The 19025-nt window shown below is 38.9% G+C and carries 14 protein-coding genes; 5 read left to right on the top strand and 9 right to left on the bottom strand.

Going from position 1 to position 19025, the window contains the following annotated elements:
• Window positions 1-29: 29 nt before the first annotated feature.
• The gene (locus tag ACFG4S_RS30060) at window positions 30-821 is read right to left on the bottom strand and encodes an STM4013/SEN3800 family hydrolase (protein ID WP_392532545.1); all 792 of its coding nucleotides are present in this window, start codon (window positions 819-821) and stop codon (window positions 30-32) included.
• A 111-nt stretch (window positions 822-932) separates the two neighbouring features.
• Between ACFG4S_RS30060 and ACFG4S_RS30055 the strand changes: the two genes are divergently transcribed.
• Window positions 933-1340: a four helix bundle protein gene (locus tag ACFG4S_RS30055; protein ID WP_392532544.1), complete on the top strand. Its 408-nt coding sequence runs from the start codon at window positions 933-935 to the stop codon at window positions 1338-1340.
• On the opposite strand, the gene ACFG4S_RS30050 is transcribed toward ACFG4S_RS30055, so the two are convergent.
• From ACFG4S_RS30050 to ACFG4S_RS30035, 4 genes are all read right to left on the bottom strand, one after another.
• Window positions 1319-2524, bottom strand: coding sequence for an STM4014 family protein (locus tag ACFG4S_RS30050; RefSeq protein WP_392532543.1), 1206 nt, complete (start codon window positions 2522-2524; stop codon window positions 1319-1321). The two genes, ACFG4S_RS30055 and ACFG4S_RS30050, sit on opposite strands and share 22 nt — an antisense overlap.
• A gap of 15 nt (window positions 2525-2539) precedes the next feature.
• Complete coding sequence (locus tag ACFG4S_RS30045; RefSeq protein ID WP_392532542.1) at window positions 2540-3796, bottom strand: HEAT repeat domain-containing protein; 1257 nt, start codon at window positions 3794-3796, stop codon at window positions 2540-2542.
• Window positions 3797-3825: 29 nt separating this feature from the next.
• Window positions 3826-5055 (bottom strand): hypothetical protein, encoded by a 1230-nt coding sequence (locus tag ACFG4S_RS30040; protein WP_392532541.1) that lies wholly within the window; start codon window positions 5053-5055, stop codon window positions 3826-3828.
• Window positions 5056-5151: 96 nt separating this feature from the next.
• Window positions 5152-6414: an STM4015 family protein gene (locus ACFG4S_RS30035; protein WP_392532540.1), complete on the bottom strand. Its 1263-nt coding sequence runs from the start codon at window positions 6412-6414 to the stop codon at window positions 5152-5154.
• A 145-nt stretch (window positions 6415-6559) separates the two neighbouring features.
• Here ACFG4S_RS30035 and ACFG4S_RS30030 point away from each other — a divergent pair, with 145 nt between their 5' ends.
• The 3 genes from ACFG4S_RS30030 (at window position 6560) to ACFG4S_RS30020 (ending at window position 9110) form a co-directional block, all read left to right on the top strand.
• Window positions 6560-6772 carry a DUF2997 domain-containing protein gene (locus ACFG4S_RS30030; RefSeq protein WP_392532539.1) on the top strand — a complete coding sequence of 71 codons (213 nt, stop codon included), beginning with the start codon at window positions 6560-6562 and terminating at the stop codon, window positions 6770-6772.
• A gap of 59 nt (window positions 6773-6831) precedes the next feature.
• Window positions 6832-7470, top strand: a complete 639-nt coding sequence (locus ACFG4S_RS30025) for a hypothetical protein (RefSeq protein ID WP_392532538.1) — start codon at window positions 6832-6834, stop codon at window positions 7468-7470.
• Window positions 7471-7550: 80 nt separating this feature from the next.
• Window positions 7551-9110 (top strand): Hsp70 family protein, encoded by a 1560-nt coding sequence (locus ACFG4S_RS30020; RefSeq protein WP_392532537.1) that lies wholly within the window; start codon window positions 7551-7553, stop codon window positions 9108-9110.
• Between the two features lie 289 nt (window positions 9111-9399).
• On the opposite strand, the gene ACFG4S_RS30015 is transcribed toward ACFG4S_RS30020, so the two are convergent.
• Window positions 9400-10812 carry a sugar porter family MFS transporter gene (locus ACFG4S_RS30015; RefSeq protein WP_392532536.1) on the bottom strand — a complete coding sequence of 471 codons (1413 nt, stop codon included), beginning with the start codon at window positions 10810-10812 and terminating at the stop codon, window positions 9400-9402.
• Window positions 10813-11101: 289 nt separating this feature from the next.
• Window positions 11102-11776, bottom strand: coding sequence for an HAD-IA family hydrolase (locus ACFG4S_RS30010; RefSeq protein WP_392532535.1), 675 nt, complete (start codon window positions 11774-11776; stop codon window positions 11102-11104).
• 632 nt (window positions 11777-12408) lie between these two features.
• Here ACFG4S_RS30010 and ACFG4S_RS30005 point away from each other — a divergent pair.
• The gene (locus tag ACFG4S_RS30005; protein WP_392532534.1) at window positions 12409-15132 is read left to right on the top strand and encodes a CHASE2 domain-containing protein; all 2724 of its coding nucleotides are present in this window, start codon (window positions 12409-12411) and stop codon (window positions 15130-15132) included.
• On the opposite strand, the gene ACFG4S_RS30000 is transcribed toward ACFG4S_RS30005, so the two are convergent.
• Both ACFG4S_RS30000 and ACFG4S_RS29995 read right to left on the bottom strand, forming a co-directional pair.
• Window positions 15110-15877: a DUF928 domain-containing protein gene (locus ACFG4S_RS30000; protein ID WP_392532533.1), complete on the bottom strand. Its 768-nt coding sequence runs from the start codon at window positions 15875-15877 to the stop codon at window positions 15110-15112. The two genes, ACFG4S_RS30005 and ACFG4S_RS30000, sit on opposite strands and share 23 nt — an antisense overlap.
• Before the next feature lie 207 nt (window positions 15878-16084).
• Window positions 16085-19015, bottom strand: a complete 2931-nt coding sequence (locus ACFG4S_RS29995; protein ID WP_392532532.1) for a CHAT domain-containing protein — start codon at window positions 19013-19015, stop codon at window positions 16085-16087.
• Between the last annotated feature and the right edge of the window lie 10 nt (window positions 19016-19025).

Raw genomic sequence — 19025 nt, 5'->3', positions numbered from 1 at the left:
TCTGCGCCTCTGCGTCTCTGCGTGAATTTTCACACAATAAACTCAGCATAAGGAACAGTCCAAACCACAGGATGGCTAAGTCGATGTCCAGTGTAACCATCTTCACCATAAGTTGTCCCGTGGTCAGAACAGAGAATGCAAAAAGTAGAATGCCTTTGTCGTATAATATTCCAGAGTTTGGCTAATTGGCGATCGACGTATTCCAAAGCTGCGGCGTGAGATTCAATCGTATCGATTTTATCTTTGGCATCGGGAAGATAGAAATAATTTGGTTGATGCAAAGCAGAAATATTTATAAATAAAAATATACGTTGATTATTTGGCGTTTTTTCTAAAATTTGTCGTGCAAGATTTACCTGATTTTCTGTAGATTCGGGGTTAGTAACACCTAATTCTGGACTCCAATAACTTTCAGCAAACATTGAGGGAATTACATTACCTAAAGGGTTGCGTTTGTTGAAAAAACCAACTCCACCAATGCAAACTGTATGATATCCCTTTGCAGCTAATCCAGTAACAATATTTGAGCTATCTAACACACAAGTATTATCAGTTGTCGTGGTACTTCCTTCAAATCCCAAAGCAAAAAGACGGGGGTGAATTCCAGGCGTTACAGGTGTGGGTAAAAAGCCTGCAAAGAACGCATGATGAGAAGCATAAGTGAAATTTCCGGGTGAATGTCGTTCTTCCCAGCCTGTTTTAGGGAGTACTTTTGCTAAGTTTGGAGTGCGTTTTTGTGCGAGTAAATCCTTGGCTACGTCATAACGTAATGTGTCTAAGGTAATAAATAAGATGTCATAAGTTCCGACGATTTGATTCATATTGAACATGGCGAAGAGGTAAAAGGGGGACAAGGGAGACAAGGAGGACAAGGGTGAAATTAAGAAGAAAACGGGGAAATATAGGAGGAGACAGTAAAGGATGTTTGATTTGTGAATAAAAAATCATTTTATAGTCATGAAGATTTGGTGGTATTTCAGTTGGCATTTGAAACAGCAATGAAAATTTTTGAGATGTCAAAAAAGTTTCCTCAAGAAGAAAAATATTCGTTAACAGATCAGATTCGTCGCTCCTCTCGTTCTGTTTGCGCTAATTTAGCAGAAGCTTGGAGAAAAAGAAGATATAAAGCTGCTTTTATCGCAAAGTTGAGTGATTGTGTTCGCGCAGCGTGTCGTAGACAAGCGGAAGCCGCTGAAACTCAAGTATGGATTAAATTTGCTGTTAAATGCTCTTACATAGATATTGAGCAAGGTAGAGAACTATATAAAACCTACAATCAAGTCCTTAAAGGCTTAATCAACATGATTAACAATCCAAATCAATGGATTATCGGTGAATAATCTCCCTTGTCCCCCTTGTCTCCCTTGTCCCCCTTGTCCCTTTCCAAAATCGCTTTAACTTCACTCATATAAGTATCCATCCCATTCCATAAAATACCCGGTAATAAATCACCAAAAGCATTAATCTCTAAAATTGCATGAGTTTTCCAATCGGGTAAAATCAGTAAATCAACTCCGCAATATAAACTATTAGGAAATAACGCTGCTGCTTGTTCACAAGTTCGCTTCATGATCTCCCAATTTTCTACACCAACTTTTGCTAAAAATTCTTCTGTATTTCCCCGTTCGTTCCCCAAATGCAAATTTGTCATCGGACTTTTACCAAGGCGAACAACGATATGCTGTGCTTCACCATTGATAACCACCACACGCACATCAAATCCACATTCTTGTAAATGTGCTTTAGGTAGCCATTCTTCAACTTGTACGCCTTCTGCTGTCAAAATGTTGATGATATCGGCGATTTCTTCGCGGTGAGTGTAGTGCCTAATTTTCCGGGAGTTGTAAAGCAGATTTTGCCCATTTTCTCGCACTCGTTCCACAGTAGTTATGGCTGATTCAAAACGCGAATTTGCGCGGTAAGCAACGACTCCAGAAGCGGCGGAACCGTGGGAAAGTTTGACGAATACTCGTTCTATTCCCTGCATTTGCATTTGTTCGCGTAAATTATCGTAGTTGTGGATTTTACCTAGCGATCGCGGAACGGGGATATTATGACGGCTGAATCTTTCGTGACAAGCTGGTTTGTCAAACATCACAGCGATATCTTGGGGATGGTTCATGAAGTACCCCTCCCCGCAAGCGATGAGGGGAGTAAGTTGTGTTTCCCATTTTTGCAACAGATACCGCCAGCCTAAATACCACTGTCGCGGATAGAGGATGAGTCCTTTGTCAAATTCTAATTTTGTCGCGGCTTCTGCACTGATATGTTGATGACTGGAAGTAGAAAAAATTTCCCTACTCCCTTCTGCGATGATGGCTTTATCGACATCAAAGTTTTTTTCTGGAGAGTCAAAGCGGATAATAGTATTGGGTGTGTTGAATTGTTCGAGAGTTTGTTTTCCTGCTATTAAGTCGGCGTAATCTACTACCGTGGCTGGTGGTAAGTTGAAATGGGCGAGGGCTTGTTGGAGGAAACCGACACGGCGGTTTTCGGGGTTGGCGATGAGGACGAAGTTTAGCATTATCTAATATATTCTTTATTCGTGTAATGCCCAATAACGTGAACCTGCTTCTCCTCGACGATAGTTTTCTTCCTGCGAATCTGCAATTAATCGACAATCAAGTTGAGACAATTGTTGAATTATCTGTGGTGATATACAGTTTTTAGAAATATTGAGTGTATGAAGCCGATTTACACTTGGACAATTTAGCAAATTTTCTGCACCGTTATCAGTTAAAGTTCCCATAGATATATCAAGCACTGCTAGACGTTCAATAATTGGAGATTGTACTAAAGCTTCTAGAAGCACGTCAGTATTTTCAAAGCTTGGTAGACCAAGATAAGATAAATTAGGAAGTAATTCACCTGAAAATAGTGTCTTAAAAAAATCAAAATGTGAGTATCTACAGCGTCCTCCCCATAATTCCAGATATTCGAGTGATGGCAATTCCAGAGTACATACTTGTGCTAATGCGAGAGCATAGTTATCTGCTGTTTCTAAGATTAAAGTTTTTAAAGATGGATGGTAGATTTTTTGTGAAAAGAGATTATTATGAGGATTCCCGTGTATTTTAAGCACTTCTAATTTGGGAAAACTCTCTAAAATAGAAATCATATCACTTAAATAAATACGTGATTTTTTATATTCATGTTGACGGCGATCGCCAATGAATAAAGCTTTTAAACTTCTTAACTTTTGACTAGCTTTACAAAGCATATTTATGAGTGTCAGACACTCTTGGTGATATATTTCTAAGTAAATTTTATCAGGCATCCAACAAGCTAAAGCTTCAACTTCACTGACTTGGATATCATTGAGGAATACTTGAAGATCATCTAGATTAAAATCTTCAACTACACGAAATTCTCCACGAGGATTTGGCTCCTCACGATAGAGGTTAACATTGTAAGCTGTACTAATTGCAGAAGTGATTCCAATATTTGGATAAAAAGTTTCAAATTGCCAATCTTCTAGCATAGTAAAACATTGCTGAGGATTATGTCTCAATAAAGCTTCTTTACCCTTTTCTCCACCTTTATTTTGTAGGAGACGAGCAGCAAACATCTGCACTTTATCTGAAGAGTCTTTCAATGCTTCAATTACTAATTCAAAGCCTTCTTCTTGATATCGTAAAGCATCAATCAATGCAGATGCTCTTTCTCTAGCCTCAGGGCTTTTCAACCGATTTTTTACGCCTTCAATTCCTCCTAATACTACACCGCTAACTGGTGGTGGTACTTCTCCACCAAGTACACCGTCAAATTCTCTGGGTTGATTTGGATTGTTGTTCATTTTAGATAATCTTGTATTATTTTATTAATTTATTCCCAGACTGAGTAATAGCGATCGCTAAACTGAGAATCTGCAATTACTCGACATTTCAAGGTTGAAAGTTGCTCAATTGTATTGTTATGTAAACGATTTCCAGAAACATCGAGAGTATGTAAACGATTAATTGCTGGAGAGGTTAATAAAACATCCCCATTACTTATATTTCCATCTGTTAACTCAAGTACCTTCAGATTTTCCATAATTGGAGAATTAACAATAGCTTGAGCAACTTCACTCATATTTCCGCATTTTCTCACCGCTAGATATACCAAGTTAGGGAACGATTCACCCGAAAGTACAGGTGCTAAACTATGAATATTAATGTTGCTTAAATCGCTTCTATTTAGCCATAGTTCAAAGTATTCTAGATATGGCAGATTTAAATTGCAAACTTTGGCAAGATTGCTATCAGATATACCATCAGCATCAACAATCAAAGTCTTTAAACTCTCATGTTTTAATGAATTAATGGGAATAATAAAATTATTCTGAGTATTACGAACTTGTAGTATTTTGAGTTCAGGCTTGAGAATATCTTCCTCAAGCATTCTACCCCGAATATGAAGTAATTCTAAATTAGGATAAGCTTTGAGTAGAGGATGAATATTAGATACATTAACTCTTGATATCTTATATTTTTTATTATAAATTTGGTATTCATCTCCAATCAATAATGCTTGTAAATTTGTAAGTAATTCACGAGCATGAATAATTATGTTACAAAAATCTTTAAAACTAGTTGTAATGTTTATATCATCGTCATATATTCTGCATTTTATTGCTTCTAACAATTTAGCTTTAGGGTCTTTAAGTAAATCTGATAATGGATTTTCAATATCCACACAGTATGCTATACCTCTTGGATCATCAATTTTATCAAAATAAAGGTTTCTCCAATTTTTAAATGTAGTAAAAACTAACCAAGGATCATAATCAAGTAATGCCTGTTTACCTTTAATACCCATTTTTCGGAGTAAATCAATAGCGTAATCATGTGTTTCGTTTGAAGAGTAATATAACTCCTCAATAATTAAATCTACTCCAACATCACCATATTTTAGTGCATCTTCAAGCGCCGCAATTCTGACTTCATAATCTTCGCTATTTAGACGACTTTTAACTCCCTCAATTCCTCCCAAAACTACACCGTAGTTTTGATTTTGCAGTTCTCCACCAAGTACTGCGTCAAATTCTCCGGGTTGATTAGAATTATTATTCATAGCTAAAATTGAACTAATTAAGAGAAAGTTTTTTAACCTGCGTAGGCGGGTTTTGTCTGTGTAGCCGCGACTTCTAGTCGCCCATTACTATAAATTTCACTCAGAAACAGAACAATAGCGGCCGTCAATGTAGCTATCTTCATCTTCTTCTTTCTGATTATTTGCCAAAACACGCACATCCAAACCAGAGAATTTCTCAATCATTTCCTGAGATAAGAAGTTTTCTGAAATATTGAGAATATCAAGATTATTTATAGCTTGACTATTCAGCAATTCTTCCGCACCAGCATCAGTCAGAGTTCCCATTGAAAGGTCAAGTACGCTGATATAATCAAGAATTGGAGAACCTATAATAACGCTGACTATTTCATCGGTAAATTGGCTATTGCGTAATCCTAAATAAACCAAATTGGTAAATTTTTCTGCAAAAATAATCGGATTTAAATCTTCAACCCAACAATCTCCGCCGTAATCTTCACTACCAAACCATAATTCTAAATGTTCCAAGGCTGGTAGATTCATATTACAAATTTGTGCAACAGTATCCCGACTTAATCCCCCAGTTTCAAGAATCAAGGCTTTGAGGTTATTGTGTCGTATCGGCGGACTAAATTGTAAACGATCGCCTCCACGAACTTGCAAAATTTCGAGTTTGGGATAAGCTTGTAAAATGGGACTTACATCACTTTGTTGAATCCAAGATATTTCCGAATCCTCAGAAGTAAGATCGCCAATAAAAACAGCTTTGAGATTAGTTAAACTTTGTTTAGCATCAACTAAAGCTTGAACAATACTACTTGAATCAGTTTGGCTTCCTTCGCTCCACAAACCAAACACTAAAGCTTCTAATTTGTCGGCGTTGGGTTCTTGCAGAAGTCTACTAAGTTTACTGGGTAAATTCTCATGATTTTCATACTCAAACCTGAGAGCATAAGCATTGTTAACAAATTCAACAATACCTACATTTACATCGAACTCTACAACTTGCCGATTAGCAAATTGAGTAACGTTATTTCCTTTATACCCTTGATACTCGTTAAATCTCTCTTCCAAGTTCCAAGGTTTATATGTTTGCAAAGCTTGTTTTACTTGCGGTTCTGTTTTTTTCTTCAATAGTCGATAAGCAAAACGCTGCACCAATCTCGATTCATCTTGCAATGCTTGAATTAATACATCCAACCCAGCATCGCCATATTTCAAGGCTTCGCTAAGTGCAGCAATTCGGACTGTAATCACAGGATTTGATAAACAACGTTTAACCCCCTCAATTCCTCCTAAAACTACTCCATCCACAGGAGGCGGAGATTGTCCTCCCAACACTGCATCATAATCTCTGGGTTGATTTTGGTTGTCTGTCATGGTGCTTTACCTTCTGATTCCTTATTAGAATTCCCAAAAATGCTACGCATACATCAATGAATAATTGCCGTTGACGGAAATTTAGTAGAACATAGAGATGATTGTGGCATTTCTAACACTCTGAAGAAATCGAGAAATTATACTTATGGCGGAGTATCAGAAAGTTGAATATCGCATTGGCAAAGATGGTAAAATTACTGAAAAAGTAATTGACGCTTCTGGTGCAGCTTGTACAAGCACAACATCTGGAATCGAAAACGCTTTGGGAGAGTTAGAAACTCAAGAACTGCTTCCTGAATATTATGAGGGAGACGACAATGTGACTGGAACAGAACAACAGTCTCTCAAGCAAAAATAGGAGGGACGTTGATGATCGCAGATAACCTGTTACATATCTAAGGAATGGGGATGTTTTCTATGGAAAGCCTTTTGGCGATCGCAATCGGATTTTTGGCGTTACTTTTGATTATTCCAGCAATTAGCGCTGCGATCGCTCGCCAAGCAGACTTGGAAACTAACAAGTTAGAATTGGCGAGATGTCTAGCAACAAACAGCTTAGCGTCTACGCAAATTGAATTCCTAGAAAATGAGCTAAAAGCAACTCATCAAAATTACTTAGAACTAGAGCAAAAGTTACACCAGCTTGTTTTGGAGAAAACAGCACTGCATCAGGAAGGCTTGCGACTGCATGAGGAATTGCAGCAGCAGCGTCTTGAACTAACAGACGAAATACGCTCTTCGACATTTGAGCAATTGCAGACATTGTTAACAAACTATCCCAGCATCCATCAGATGGTGCAGGTTAAACCAGAATTACCTGCGAAAAATCTGCTTTCGATGTTTACTTCTTTAGATAACCTCCTCAATAAATGGGGTTACGAACAGATAGGCAAACCTTGGGAAAAAGTAGCTTACAATCCGCAGATTCATCAACCAGACACTGCTGATATTGCTGAAGAGGAGTTAGTTTATATTCGATTTGTTGGTTATCAGCATCAAGGACGAATTCTTGTCCCTGCGAAAGTTAGTCGCACTTTACCGGGAGGGGGGAGGTGAGGGGGATGAGGGGGACAAGGGAGACAAGGGGGACAAGGGAGACAAGGGAGAAATAACCAAGAACAAATGACAAATGACTAATGACTACAGTAATAATTGATTTTGGTACTAGCAATACTGTTGTTTGTACTACTGATTTGATTACGCAAAAACCACGGACGTTGAGATTTGAATCGATGTCGCGTCGGTTTGAGGTTGGGGCGGAACAAGTTAGTGTTGTACCCAGTTTAGTATTTGTGGAAGGGCGCGATCGCATTTCTTTTGGTGAATCTGTACGCGCCAAACGCTTGGGGTTTGCCCAGCCAGAACGCTGTTTTAGAGCTTTCAAACGCGATTTAGCAGCAGATTTTGTCCCACCTCCGCGACAGTTGGATGGTAATAGTTACAGCGCTGAGGTGGTTTCGGAACTGTTTCTCAAGGAAATTTGGCAACAGGTTGAACAGCAATTACAACCCACTAGCGTTATTTTCACAGTTCCCGTCGGTGCATTCGAGCGATATCTTGAATGGTTCCGCAACTTGGGCAACAAGTTAAATATTCCCGCAGTGCAAATTGTCGATGAATCTACCGCAGCAGCCCTTGGTTATGCTGTCAAGCATCCTGGTGCTGTGGTTTTGGTGGTTGATTTTGGCGGCGGTACTCTAGATTTAAGTTTAGTACGGACTGTCAGCGCTGAATCTGAACAGCAAGTAGTGCGTGCGGAAGTTATCGCTAAATCTGATGCTTTTATTGGCGGCGTAGATATTGATACATGGATTGTCGAACATTACCTGCAAAAAATCGGTTCCTCCCGTGCTGAAGTTGGAGAAATCGGTTTTATGAATCTGCTGGAAGTGGCAGAAAGGGTAAAAATTCAACTTTCCATAACAGATGAGGCGAAAGAAAGTTGGTTTGATGATGAAAATTTTATGTCCCATGAATTACAATTGCATCGGGACGAGTTAAGCGAAATTTTAGAAAATCAACAATTATTAGAACAGCTAAGACAGGCGATAGATGAAGTATTAGCGATCGCACTTTCTAAAGGGATCGGCAAATCTACAATTGAACAGGTTTTATTAGTCGGTGGTACTTGTCAAATTCCCGCCGTGCAACAACTAGTAATTTCCTATTTTGGACGACAAAAGGTAAAGTTAGACAAACCCTTTGAAGCAGTCGCACATGGCGCATTAGCTTTAAGTGAAATGGCAGCAGTTGATGATTACCTGCGCCACAGTTATGCTATTCGTCTTTGGGAACCCCACAGCAAAAGTTATTCTTATTTAACTTTGATTGAAAAAGGGGCAAAATATCCAGGGGCGCGTTCTGAAGCTTTAACTCTGCAAGTCGCCACAGAGGGACAGCGAGAAATTCGCCTTGATATTGGGGAAGTAGCAGAAGTTTCTCAAGCGGAAGTTTATTACGATACTCAAGGAAGGATGACGAGTAGCCAGTTAGTAAAACAAGATAGTTATCGCTCTTTGGAAACTCATCATCAACAGGTATGTGTCGCCCATATCGAACCGCCTGGACAAACGGGAGTAGACCGAATACAGGCACAATTTGAAGTGAATGAACAACGGGTATTAGTAGTGACGGTAAAGGATTTATTGACGGGAAAAATGTTAGTTGATAGGGGTGAGATTGCTAAACTAAAATAATCTTCTCTTCGCGTTTTTTGCGACTTTGCAGTTTGTTTAAAAAGAACCTTAATCAAAAATATAAATACTACTAATATAGGAATCATATTTGATGTCTGAAACCGATAATAAAACCTGGAATAAAGTAGTTAACTGTTTCCAAGAAAATACAGCAGTTTGCAAGTAAATGAGGTACAAAATGGAGGACTTCAAATCGGATGTAAACAGTTTCTAAGTCCTGCCTCCAAACCCTTAGCTTTGTACTTCATGCAAAAGAAACCTGCTGTATTCCAATAAAGTCTCATAGCATTTACATTTCCTCTAATTCTTTGCCCTTTGTTTCTCTTAGTAACAAAGCTACAAAAAAGAAGGAAGTCGCTGATGCAATAGTGTAAAGACCATAAGTAGAACCTAAACCAAGGTATTTGAGTAAGGAAAGAAATGAAGTGGAAACAATAAAGTTTGCAATCCACTGCATTGCTGCGGCAAAAGAAAGGGCAGCAGTACGAATCTTGTTATTAAATATTTCTCCTAACAGCACCCAAATAACTGGACCCCAAGAGAATCCAAAGCACACTACGTATAAGTTTGCTGCTAAAAGTGCAATAATTCCTAGTGAACCAGTAAGAGTGGGATTGCCTGTGTCTGAAGTAATAGATGTATTGCCGAATACAATAGTCAAAGTACCTAGCATTATAGTCATACCGATTGAACCCACTAAAAGTAGGGGTTTACGGCCTATTTTATCAACATAGGCGATCGCAACGCATGTAGTTACAATATTGATAATTCCTGTAATCATAGTAATCAGAAGAGAATCTTTTTCTGAGAAACCAATTGCTTGCCACAAGATATTGCTGTAGTAGAAAATAACATTGATTCCAACAAACTGTTGCAGAATAGATAATCCTGCTCCAATCCACACAATTTTCAATAGTCCACCACTATGGCTGAACAAATCAGAGAATTTAGGCTGGTGTTGTATTAGAACTGTCTGGTAAATCTCTTTGACTTTGGCTGGGACATCACCCCCCACAACTTTTTTTAAAACATTTTCTGCTTCTCTAAATTTTCCTTGTGTTATTAGATATCGAGGTGATTCAGGAATTATCAACGCGGCAAATATATATAGAATTGCGAGAGGGATTTTTGCCAAGAACATCCAACGCCATGCAGTAATTCCCAACCAAAATGGTGATTCTGCCGATCCACCTGCGGCTAATGCAATAAAATAGTCACAAAGCAGAGCTATGAAAATCCCTACTACAATTGCTAGTTGTTGCAACGAACCAAGACTTCCACGGACTTTGGAAGGTGCAACCTCAGCAATATAAGCAGGAGTAATTACACTTGTCATTCCTACTGCAACTCCACCCAATACACGCCAGAATATTAAGTCCCACACACTGACTACCATTCCAGACCCAATTCCACTTAAAGTAAAAAGGATTGCGGCAGCGATCATAGCTTTACGATGACCCTGTTTATGCACAATTGGCCCTGCTATTAATGCTCCCAAAGCAGACGCTAGCAAGGCACAAGATACAATAAAGCCGCTCATCATACTATCTGCATTAAAAGTTTTTGAGATGGCTAGAATAGCTCCATTAATTACAGCCGTATCAAAACCAAACAAAAAACCTCCCAATGCCGCAGCACAGACAATTAAAATCAGAAAGGAAACGTTTTGCTCTTGATTAAGAGTGGATTGTTTTAAAGTCATTAAACCCTTCCAAAAAGTTCAAATATTTTGTCTACAAAGATGAATTAGACCGTGTAGCAATCTATTAGAGTAACAGGGCAAACGCACAGGATTTTTTAGCCCCTACTGGAGAAGAATATTGATGAGAAAATAGCCTGAGTCATCAAACTCTCAAACCTTTATCCTTTAGATGCGTTTGTCCTGGCTTTTCTAACCAGCTTTTTGCTAACACAAATAGGACAGTTAATTACTAATTCCAAATTTATTGACTTCACAATTAAGTACTTAGTCACTTAATAAAGCACTAGATTCAGCGTCTGATGCTAACTCTTGAAGAAGAATCCAGTAATTCCCATAAGAGCTGGGAATTGAAATCAGGGATTGAAATTTTTGCTCCGGCTTGACATAGATGATCTGGACTTTGACTTGAAGCAACACCAATTGTATAGATACCTGCTCCTACAGATGAAGAAATACCCGTAAGAGAATCTTCAAAGGCAATTGTTGACTCTGGAATCATACCTAAATAATCAAGAGCTTGGCGATAAGGGGCTGGGTGAGGCTTAGGTGCTACTGCTTCTCCACCGACCACCACCACATTAAAGAAATTTGACAAACCCAATATTTCCAGTGTCAAAATAGCATTTTTCCGAGGTGAATTTGTGACAACAGCTCGTTTTAGTCCCAACTTTTGAGTCCACATAAGTAATTTAGATAAACCATCCAAGGGTTTAAGTTCTTCTACAGCCAACTGACGAAAACGAGTTTCTTTTTGATCGGCAAACTTTTCTCTTTCTTCATATGACATAGAAGGAAAAATATTTCTAATAACTTGAGAGTTAATTCCTCCAATTATATTTATCTTGTAGAATTCTTCATTAATCTCTAGTCCATAGTTTCTTAATGTCTCACACCAAGCTTTATAATGTAGTGGCTCACTATCTACTAAAGTACCGTCCAAATCAAACAGGATTGCAGAAAGCATATTTGTTAGTCCTCAAATAATTAATGGTCTGTTAATTCCCAGTGTGTTGTGCTAGTTCATTCTATGTTTCGTTGGTCTCATTAAAGTTTTCCTATCAAGAAGAAACTATGTTTTACTCGTTCTTGTTCAAAAATGAGTAAAAATCTTGAGTTACTCATTCATAGTTACATTACTAAGAACAGCGACAATATTAATGGAAAGGAGAAACTTGTACATTTGAAAAAATTAGTATTTTTTCAAGAGCCTGAGTAGCAGTGCAAGTTTTTGCACTTATTCAGAATAAGGAGAAAATATTAATAATACAATCGGAAAAAATCAGATATTCTTAATATCTTTAATAATTATCTTTTTGATAAAAAATAATAAAAGTAGGTAAAAGTAAGTTTAAGTATGTTGCTCAATCAAAATATAGCAATCCGATTTGATTTCTGAATCACTCGTAGATGTAAGAGACTGGGAAAGGTGGAGTCCCCTCTGGGAAGAAGGAATAAAGGCGTACTGAGTTTTGTTCAAAAATCAAATATGAATCCCCTAACAAAATTAGGTTTAAAAAAACTTACTTAATATATTAATTTTATACAGGTATAATAACTTAAAGTTATTTTGACTAGAAAATGTAAAGGGCAGCGCTGATGGTACAAGCTAACTCGAAATTTGAATATCAAATCGGAGGTAGTCTGGATAGTAACGCTCCTAGCTATGTGAAACGGCAAGCTGATACGGAATTTTATGAAGGATTAAAAGCAGGTCAATTTTGTTATGTACTAAACTCGCGGCAAATGGGTAAATCTAGCTTGCGAGTACGAGCAATGCAAAGGCTACAAGCAGAAGGGGTAGTCTGTGTTTTTATTGACTTGACAGGGATAGGAACGCAGAATGTGACTCCAGAAAATTGGTATGCGGGGATTGTCCAATCTTTGGTGAGTAGTTGCCAACTGAACTCAAAAATTCAATGGCGGAGTTGGTGGCGTAAGCGACGAGATTTACTTTCACCTGTACAGTGTTTGAGTCAATTTATAGAGGAAGTTTTATTAGTCGAGATTAAGCAAAATATAGTCATTTTTATTGATGAAATCGATCGAGTTTTGAGCCAGAATTTCTCCTTAGATGATTTTTTTGCTTTAATTAGATTCTTTTTTCAAAAAAGAGAAGTTCGTTATGAATATAGGCATTTGACTTTTGCATTATTGGGTGTAAGCAATGCTAATGAACTGATTCAAGATAAGACTCAGACACCATTTAATATTGGTAAGGCAATTGAACTACAAGGATTTCAGCCTGATGAAGCGCAACCATTAATAGATGGGTTGAAAGGGAGAGTTCCTAACCCTGAAGCGATTTTAATTGAGATATTACAATGGACAGGTGGGCAACCATTTCTCACGCAAAAACTATGTCAACTTATAGTTTTTGAGTCAGAGGCTAAAAGATTTTCATCAGTTGAGCAAGTAGTCAGATTACAGATTGTTGAAAATTGGGAATCTCAAGATGAACCTGAGCATTTGAGGACGATTCGCGATCGCATCTTCTACAGAAATCAAAAACGTACAGTTAGATTATTAGAGTTATACCAACAAATTTTACGTCAAGGCGAAATTCCTGCCGATGGTACTTCTGAACAAATCGAATTACGACTTTCAGGGTTAGTAGTTGAGCGACAAGGCAAGCTCAAAGTCTATAATCGCATCTATGCAGCTGTATTTAATCACAGTTGGGTTGGGCGTAAATTAGCACAGTTACGACCTTATGCAGAAGCGATCGCACTTTGGTCAGCCTCAAATTACCAAGATGAATCCTATCTGTTAAAAGGACAAGCTTTACAAGATGCCTTAGCTTGGGCATTAGGTAAAAGCATCGGCGATTTAGATTATCAATTTTTAGTTGCTAGTCAGGACTTAGCCAAACGCCAAGTCCAAATATCACTGCAAGCACTAAAACAAGCTAACAAACTTTTGGCACAAGCTAGACAAAAAGCTAAACAAGAAGTTTTGCAACGACACATTGGATGGGGTTGGATACCACTGATTGCTATATGTGTGACAGTACCTATTATGCTGCTACGCTTTAATGGACTCTTGCAGGGGACTGAGTGGAATATGCTCGATCAGTTTTTTCGCTGGCGGGTGTTGCTAGAGTCACCAGAGAAACGTATAGTTATTGTCACTATAGATGAAAAAGATATCAAGAAAGCCCGACAGTGGCCTATCTCCGATCAAATTTTAGCTGATGCAATTACCAATATTAAAGCCCAAAAACCTAGAGTAATTGGTTTAGATATTTTTCGAGATTTGCGTGTAGATCCTGGGCATCAAGACTTGGTTAAAATCTTTCAATCAACTCCTAACTTATATGGAATTGAAAAAGTTGTGGGAAGTGTTATTGCCCCTCCTCCCACTGTCAGTTTAGAAAGAGTAGGCTTTGCAGATCAGGTATTAGATAGAGACGGGAAGGTGCGTCGTGCATTACTATATGTACAGCTTTCGCAAAATCAAGGACGCTACAGTTTTGCAATGAAACTGGCGCAGCACTATTTAGAAGACCAAGGGATAACCCAAGAATTTCTTGATAACAGTCCCCAACGTCAAAAATTTCGTTGGGGTAAAGCAGTTATTGAGCGATTTCTAGGCAATAGCGGTATCTACTTCCATGAGGATTTTCGAGGATACCAAATTCTGTTGAACTTCCGAGGAAAACAGGAAAATTTTGCTACCTTTTCTTTAAGAGATGTATTAGAAAACCGCATTCCCTCTAATGATTTACGCGATCGCATAGTTTTGATTGGCAGTACTGCTGCAAGCATTAAAGATGAATTTTATACGCCATACAATGGTGGTGTATTCAGTTCTTCTGAACCGATGCCTGGGGTAACCATTCATGCCAATATTGTCAGTCAAATCATTAGTGCTGCGGTTGATGGTAGACCTTTGCTTCGTGTTTGGGAAGACCCCATAGAATGGCTGTGGATTTTAGTTTGGGCAGGATTAGGAGCGCTAGTAAGCCGACAGTTGAGGTCTTCAATTGCGATCGCTGCCAGTATCATCTTTGCTAGCAGTGGGCTTGTGGGGATTGGCTTTCTAGCTTTTTCGCTAGGCTGGTGGTTACCCATCACTCCCTCTGTGCTGGTGTTTTTGGGATCGGCAACTGTCTTAAAGTTGGTCAATTACAAGCAACTTGAAAGACTTCAATTCCATCATACTTTGGCATTGCTTTTAGAAATATGCCAAGATTATCCCTTTGCTGGAGTAATTGCAATTGAATACCTCAAACAGTCAGAAAGCCAAGATCATCAGGCTTTTATCGAGCAGCAGTTAGCAGAAAAACACTTAGCCACTTCTAGAATCGCAACGGTTGAGTAGCGATCGCTTCTAGCCCCGCAGACTTGAGAAAATCAGCCCAGATATCTGCTATAGCCTGATTGTCAGGTTGAGCGTTTTTAATTTGAGCTAGAGCCAACACAGCATCATACCAAATTCCTTGTTGACTGTAAGTATTTGCTTGCTCCAAACTTGCCTTGTGATGACTCTGTGGCTGAGCTAAAGGCACACGGCGTACCCAGGATGTGACTACCGGATCGTTAGGGCTAGCCTTTTCCCCACATACCAACACTAAAGCCCACTTATAAGTTTTGCCTACTTTCAAAGAAGGTGAGTTATTCGCCGACTTGATGCTAACAATACCAGGTTTACCTTGAATGGGAATGAAGGTTTGAGAATAAAGCTGATTATCTTCTTCCATAAAGCTTAAGATTAGCTGTTTGGCAGATGTTTGCGGCAAATACACTAAAAATGTCGGATGCTCTGCGCTTGTCAACCCATAGTTGCTGTCAGAGGGAACAAGAACCATCAGAGGATACTGTTTGGATAGTGTAGTCGTTGACGTTGCATCTTGAGGACACTGCCAATCACCACGCGACCCCGCTGATAACGTAGATTTTGGCTTACCATCATTGGGTGGTAGTTTGAATATTATCCTCTGAGACTTTGAGCGATTCGTCTTAGTCGGCGTGGGAATATTTGCAGATGATTCAGCAATTGTTGGTTGTGTCGCGATCAAAAACAACCCTACCGTAAGTAGATAAGTCAACTGTTGAATATTTAACATTAGATTAACTTTTGGTAAAGTAGATGCAATCTGAAAGAAACAATTATTTACATGCCAAAAAGATAGTACTAGATAATTCTGAATATTCAAAATATTTGCGACCAACACGACAAATATTAGATTAATTAACACTTGTTGAGACGGGATAAATCGCCGTCTCAAAAACCCAAAATTTTTGCCATTAGCCCTTAACCCAAGCATGTTGATTTATAACCAATTACCTACTAAGACAAATGCTGCCCAGTAGTAAGGATGACGATATTTTGGCGATCGCAACAGAAACAATTGAGCTTGACGAAGTGCCTCAGATTTAGTTAGTCTAGATTGGCTTAATTCTGAATAAAATTTGTTCATCAGTTCAGATGTAGATTCATCTTGTACTGACCAAAGTGTTGCTAAGGTACTACGCGCCCCTGAACGCACTGCTATACCTGCTAATCCCAGAATTGCTCGCCGATCGCCAGCTGCGGTTTCACAAGCACTCAAAATGAATAATTCTAAAGGACTGCGACCGGGGCGATCGCGTCCTTGCAATAACTGGTCTAATTGTTTAATATTAATTCGACCATCCCAAGTCAATAAAAAAGTATTTTCAGCTTGAGAAGAAAACTGAGCGTGAGTTGCCAAGTGAACAATAGAGAATGGAACATTGTTAATTTCATTTGTCAGCCGACTACGAGTAAATTCTTGATTTAAGAGAACTTTTGTCGGAACTATCTCTACAATCTCTTTAACTTCTTTTTCCACTCCAGGTAATTTAGAAAATCCTTGACGAGCTTCAGCCAAAGCACCAATTAAAGTTTTTAATTTATCTGAGGAAAGGGAACGTGAATACAACAGTTGCAATCCTGGACTCAAAGCAAGATTATATTTTTCAATCAGATACTGCTGCTTCTGCTTATCATAAAGTGCCGACATGGGTAATCCGCGTAGCACTCCATCTAGTACAAACACCAAAGTTTTAATATCATCTTTTTGCAGTTCCGCCTCCATTGGACGAATTAACCAGTCGTAAAGAATTTCTCGGGCTTGAACTGAATCTGGATCTGAGATATAAGGGTTTAATCCGGCGAACATATTATCAAAGACTCGCTCAACCTCTCCTATTTCTCCTGGCTGAGAATTAACCATTAGGGCTGTTGCGTAGTATTTTAAAGGCTTTTGGGGTCGAGATAAGATAATAGCGAGGCGATCTGGCAAAATAATCGAATAGATAACGGCAGCATTGGGATCTAACTGGTCAATTGGTTGAGGTTGGCTGGTTACACAAGCTTCTCGAAAGAAGTTGGTCAGTTCTGCTAGTTGGAGTGCTTCTATAACATCACGAGCTTGCTTAAGATTCTCTTGAATAATTTTCGTTGGTTTTATCTGTTGAGAATCAACAGGTTGTAAGAGCAAATTGACTAATTCTCGATAAACGGGTTCTACACTATCACGAAAAGTAAATTGAATTTCTGGGTTAATACCAACCAAATCTTTACGCAAGGACTGAAGAGTTTCATAGGCTAAAGTGTAAGCTTTTAGGGCGCTTTTATCATCTTTTTGGTTTTGGTAAATTCGTCCTAACTGCCACTGCCAAAGATAGGTAATACTGGAATTACTAAGAGCAGATTTTTGTTGCACAGCTTGTTCAGTTAATTGTCGTGCCTCTACCAATTTCCCCATTTGCTGATAAACTCCTCCTAGATAACCACGGGCATCGGCTTCGGCTTGACGATCTCCCAATTGTTGAGCTTGATTGAGGGCTGTTTCTAAAATTCGGCTAATTTCTGTCCATGAGGGAATTTTTGAGGATTGAAGAGTTTTAACACTAGTGCTTGTAGGTTTATTCTTGACGAAACTACATAGTTGTAGAGTTGGAGATAAAGCATTTGATAAGTTTTTATTCACCTTTGATTGAAGACACATCAAACTCTGAGCAAATTTGATGTGAGCATAGACATTCTGATGACTAGTAGGTAAGTCATTGAGATTGGAAGTTATTTCAGACAACAATATTGGGATTTCAGACCATTGTTGAGTTTGAATTAAGAGGCTAAATCGATTCAATTGTGCTTGTCTTTTGATATCTGATGAGGTAGATGATTCAGCTTGCAGATAACAAGTATTTGCCTGTTGATAATAGTCAGCAAAATTAGCTGTACTAGCTACCTGGATACAGTTTAGGAACAGAGGCTGTTGGTTTGATTTTTCCGACTGCATTTTTATATTGCCCAAAGCTCGCGCTGTACTGCCTAAATTTAGATAAATAGCAGCTAGATTGGCAGAATCACCTGATTGTTGAGCCAATTGCCCAGCTATGGACAAGACCATTTGAGATTGTTGGAGTTGACTAACAAAGCGCAAAACATTACCGAGACTACGCAAAGCCAGGATTTGCAAAGATGAGGAATTTTTGTTGTTGACATGTTGTTGCAAGGTTTGCAATTGTTCTTTTACAACCTGGCAGCTTTGACGATCGAACTCTAAAGTTTTTAATAAGGTCTTGCAAGCCCTTGGGTAAAGACCCAAGTCTTGCATAGCTTGAGCTTGGTTAATCTGGCTTCTAGTTACACCATTTTGATTGCCGAGATTTTGATAGATTTTAGCCGCTTGTTGCCAAGTAGTTATGGCCGCTTCTGATTCACCCATTGCTAGTTGCAACTGTCCTTGAATATCCAATGTGGAACTGAGGATTTGCAATTGTGCTGGTGTCTTTGCCTGTGTTTGTATGATGTTTAAGCTGGTAGCGATCGCTTTTTTGGCTCGATCCCATCTACCGAGTTGTTGAGCAGTCAGGGAAAGATTGCTCAACGCCATCGCTTGGTTTAGTCTATCCCCTCGCCCTGCAAAAGCCCTAGCTACTTGTTCCCAAACAGTAAGGGCTTCCTCAAATTGTCTATTTTCGTATAGGGATTTGGCTTGTTCTACCAACAAGAAAGGAGTCTGCGGAGTTTGAACGATTGCAGTTGATCCCCAAACGTGGCTATTAACTAGCACTCCTCCCACAGACAAGAAAAATAATAGAACTGCCAGAATTAGCTTCCAAGTCTGCGATCCCCTCACGACTTGGCGGTTATTTTGCCAGAAAAATTTTGTCCTGAACGTTCGTTGCGATCGAGGTCTAGCCCATCGCCATCTGTGCTGTTTTAAAACCATATTTCCTCTC

This window comes from Nostoc sp. C117 (genome assembly GCF_043099735.1).
In the GTDB taxonomy this organism is placed as follows: domain Bacteria; phylum Cyanobacteriota; class Cyanobacteriia; order Cyanobacteriales; family Nostocaceae; genus Nostoc.
Note: the sequence above shows the minus strand (reverse complement) of the source record. Positions and strands in the feature narration are given on the sequence as shown.

What these genes read in the sequence shown, in the direction of transcription:
- ACFG4S_RS30060 (WP_392532545.1), bottom strand. Translation starts at nt 821, where the DNA reads ATGAATCAAATCGTCGGAACTTATGACATCTTATTTATTACCTTAGAC.
- ACFG4S_RS30050 (WP_392532543.1), bottom strand. Translation starts at nt 2,524, where the DNA reads ATGCTAAACTTCGTCCTCATCGCCAACCCCGAAAACCGCCGTGTCGGT.
- ACFG4S_RS30045 (WP_392532542.1), bottom strand. Translation starts at nt 3,796, where the DNA reads ATGAACAACAATCCAAATCAACCCAGAGAATTTGACGGTGTACTTGGT.
- ACFG4S_RS30040 (WP_392532541.1), bottom strand. Translation starts at nt 5,055, where the DNA reads ATGAATAATAATTCTAATCAACCCGGAGAATTTGACGCAGTACTTGGT.
- ACFG4S_RS30035 (WP_392532540.1), bottom strand. Translation starts at nt 6,414, where the DNA reads ATGACAGACAACCAAAATCAACCCAGAGATTATGATGCAGTGTTGGGA.
- ACFG4S_RS30030 (WP_392532539.1), top strand. Translation starts at nt 6,560, where the DNA reads ATGGCGGAGTATCAGAAAGTTGAATATCGCATTGGCAAAGATGGTAAA.
- ACFG4S_RS30025 (WP_392532538.1), top strand. Translation starts at nt 6,832, where the DNA reads ATGGAAAGCCTTTTGGCGATCGCAATCGGATTTTTGGCGTTACTTTTG.
- ACFG4S_RS30020 (WP_392532537.1), top strand. Translation starts at nt 7,551, where the DNA reads ATGACTACAGTAATAATTGATTTTGGTACTAGCAATACTGTTGTTTGT.
- ACFG4S_RS30015 (WP_392532536.1), bottom strand. Translation starts at nt 10,812, where the DNA reads ATGACTTTAAAACAATCCACTCTTAATCAAGAGCAAAACGTTTCCTTT.
- ACFG4S_RS30010 (WP_392532535.1), bottom strand. Translation starts at nt 11,776, where the DNA reads ATGCTTTCTGCAATCCTGTTTGATTTGGACGGTACTTTAGTAGATAGT.
- ACFG4S_RS30005 (WP_392532534.1), top strand. Translation starts at nt 12,409, where the DNA reads ATGGTACAAGCTAACTCGAAATTTGAATATCAAATCGGAGGTAGTCTG.
- ACFG4S_RS30000 (WP_392532533.1), bottom strand. Translation starts at nt 15,877, where the DNA reads ATGTTAAATATTCAACAGTTGACTTATCTACTTACGGTAGGGTTGTTT.
- ACFG4S_RS29995 (WP_392532532.1), bottom strand. Translation starts at nt 19,015, where the DNA reads ATGGTTTTAAAACAGCACAGATGGCGATGGGCTAGACCTCGATCGCAA.